The following is a 3,503-nucleotide window of genomic DNA, read 5'->3' on the forward strand; positions in this document are numbered from 1 at the left end:
CTCCTTGTAGGTATTACCCGGCAGTTTGTCCCGCAGCATCAGCCGAATCTCACCTAACAGGGTGAAGTAGGGCTTGAAGGCTACGCCGCGTACATCCGGTAGGATGATGTCCACAGAGCGGTTGAACTGCTTCACCAAGTCCAGAAACTCTTCGACCATATCTAGCCTGGTGGCAGGATCAAGAAAGCGCTCGGCATCATCTTTGTATGCCTCGCGTTGCGCTACCGGGTCATGCTTTTTTGGCAGCAGTTTGAGTATGCGGTCGAGCGTGGCTTGCAGCTTGGGCAGCTCGGTTTCAACACCTTCCCAGACCTGCGAAGGCTTCACGTCACCTCCGTAAATCTTCAGCGCATGGTCAAGGTGCTCGACTACTCCGTAGTAATCCACGATGTAACCAGCATTCTTGCCGGACAAGGTGCGGTTCACCCGCGCAATAGCCTGCAACAAGGTATGTTCCTTAAGCGGTTTGTCGAGGTACATGGTGCCGACGATCGGAGCATCCCAACCGGTCAGCAGCATGTCAGAAACGATGATCAACCCGACGTTGTTCGCCTGCGGTTTACCGTCAAGCCCCTTGTTTTCTTCCCCGTAAGGCAGGGGGAACAGCTTGCTGACAAAGTTGCCGATCTGCTCGGACGGCATGGCCACGGGTATCTTTCCAGCTTTAACCTCAGCCTTGACCCGTTCCTCAATGCTTCGGATCTTGTCGGCGTCTATTTCGTACTCTGCCGCCTCTTCCATGGCAGTAGCACCCGTCCGGGAAGAAGTAATACTGGCTAGGGAAATAACCACCTTGCTGTCAAAGGTTGGTAGCCCTCTGCTAGAGCGCTCAACCATGATTGCATCGAGCAGATCCTTGTAACGCACTGCCATATCCCGACCATCGCATACCAGCATGGCCTTCAAGCCCTTAGCCTTTACGTTGCTGAGGAAATGCTCGACCAGATGCTCGGCGACTTGCTCCATACGGTCACCGGCCTGACGCCAGCGGCGCAGCAGCTCACGCCTTAATTCGTGCTGACGAACTTCAGTCTGATCGGCAAACTGCTCTTTGAAAGCGGCATCCAGTTCGGCATTGGCCGACAACGCCACCCATGCATCGTGGTATTTGATCGGCAGAGTTGCACCATCCGCCACCGCTTCATGAAGGCGGTATTCGTCGATATATTCACCACCACCAAACTCACCCAGCGTGTGTTTGTCCTCTTGAAGCAACGGTGTGCCGGTAAAGGCGATGAACTTGGCGTTAGGCAAACTGGCGCGCATAAATGCAGCGAGGAAGTCGTACTGGCTACGGTGAGCTTCATCGACCAGCACATAAAAATTGGCCTTGGTGCTCAGCACCCGGAAATGCACCTTCTCCCGATTGATTTCTTCCCACTTGGCCTTCAACAGCACACCATTGTCATCTAGCTGCTGGTGGCGAATATTGCGCTCATACACGATGAAGAAGTCATTCCTCTCGCGAATCCGTCTATGCCGAGTTGCTTGCAAGGCATCGTTTTCTTCGTCAGGAGTCACAGCGGGCTGTTCGTCGGGCTGCTCGCTCTCCTGGAACTTCTGCACGGTACTGGTGAAAACACTGCCATAGTCGTTGGACAACATCTTCAGCAATCCATCAACCGACACGGCCTGAATAGCATTGATGCCCACCGCATGGAAGGTATCGAAGATCTGTTTGTCGAGGTCTTTTCGGTCCGTCAGCACCAAGACGGTCGGGTTGTTCAAACCCGTGCTATCGGCACGCAGCATGCGCGCGAGCAGGGCCATAGTCAGTGACTTGCCACTACCCTGGGTATGCCAAACAACCCCCCCCCATTGGTTTCGACGCGCTTAGGCGATCCACAGTTTTGCGCACGGCCCTCCATTGCTGATAGCGCGGTAGCTTCTTCACGGTCTTACCGTCGCGGGTCTCGAACAACACAAAATGCGTGATCAGTTGCAGGAAGCGGCTCGGCTCAAACAATGCCCACAGCACCTTTTCCTGCTCACTTGGAGCATCGCCTAACAAGGTAGCAACAACGGCAGACTCCTGTGCCTGCAATCGATATCGGGCGTAATACGCAGGCTTGGTAAGGATCGCGCCATACAGTCCTTCACGCCGATTAAGCCCAACGCATACTTGGTTGAATACAAACTGAGTTGGAAACGTGCTTTGGTAGCCATCCAGTTGCCCCAAGGCCTCATCCAGGCGGTGATGGCTGGCTTTGCATTCGATTATGGCCAGAGGCAAACCATTCACAAACAGCAGCAGATCGGGGCGGAAAACATCCCCATCAGCATTACGTCCCACGTACTGATCAACGACATGGAAGTCGTTGTTCGATGCATCACAGGCATCTAAGAAGCGCACACTGCGCGGCTTGCCTTCGGCGTCCTTCACCTGGATATCCGAACGGTGCACTACCTGTTCCCATAACGCCTTGTTGGCGGGCAACAGCTCATCGTTGACTCGTTTACGTAGCTCGATCAATGCGGTACTGATGCCACCAGGCGCGTTCGCCAGCCATGGGTTGAGGATGAGCAATCGAGCCTGCAACACATCGTCCAATACCGGTGCCAGGTGACAATATTCAACCTGTACCTGGCTACCTGGTAGATGGGTGTAGCCCAGCTTGATTAGCCAACTGATGGCAGGCAGCTCAACCCCGACTTTTTCCGGCGACTGGCTCATGCTTACTCCTTTTCCTTGGAGGTTTCCCTCGGAGACGTCGATACCAAACCGCCGCAGGCCCGCCACCGGTTTGGCTGTTCTTACGAATTTCAATCTGCTGGCGTCATGTATTACATGACGCCAGCTGCCACAGCGACGGCGCTCTTACATCTGCTCGGGATAGGTCTTGGCAACCTAACAAGTTGCCTCAGAAAAGTGCTGCTCCATCCCTGATCGGAGCTGACGGTCAGGCACAGGATCCGAGGACAGGTGGGTAATTTCGTCCATGGATAAGACTCAGGCATTAGCAATAGTTCTGTCGAGCTTGACTCGCCATTCACCGGTTAGCAGTTTTTGCATTAGGCCGCGCTTGAGGGCTTGATAATTGGCTAGCTTCTTTTCAAGTGCATTCAGTTTAGCGTCAACCCCATCTAAATTTTGCGTAATTTTTTTCTGCTCCTCTAATGGGGGAAGCGGAATAACAATTTTTGCTAGGGCAGACAGACCCAACGTTTTGTTTCTACCGGCGCCACCTGGTGATGCTAGTGTCAGAAGATTTATGCCCACCGGGGTAGTTAAAAACCTGAAAACGAACGACGTATCTGCACGGGAATCATCAACGACGCATGCGATGTACCTATGAGAGCCGAAGCGGCCATCGTCCTGGGGCTTGGCGATAGCAACAGCTCCTTCCCATGCAATCACATTCGAGAACAACAAATCACCCGCCTTTATTTCAAACAGCCGCTTATTGCCAACCTCATTACCAAGCAACCCGCGCTTATGAAATGTCCCCTTTCCATAGGAACGTAACCCCAGTTCGGGATAAAATAGCATCGGGGGATATTTC

1 protein-coding gene and 1 pseudogene are annotated in these 3,503 nt (G+C 53.4%); both read right to left on the reverse strand.

Features of this window, described 5'->3' with window-relative positions; genetic code table 11:
- Window positions 1-2,674 (reverse strand): annotated as a pseudogene (locus tag G3436_RS26000) (type I restriction endonuclease subunit R); the annotation flags it as partial.
- A gap of 276 nt (window positions 2,675-2,950) precedes the next feature.
- On the reverse strand, window positions 2,951-3,503 hold a 553-nt coding region (locus tag G3436_RS26005), incomplete at its 5' end, for a restriction endonuclease subunit S (protein ID WP_178116615.1).

Source organism: Pseudomonas brassicae (assembly GCF_010671725.1).
GTDB lineage: Bacteria > Pseudomonadota > Gammaproteobacteria > Pseudomonadales > Pseudomonadaceae > Aquipseudomonas > Aquipseudomonas brassicae.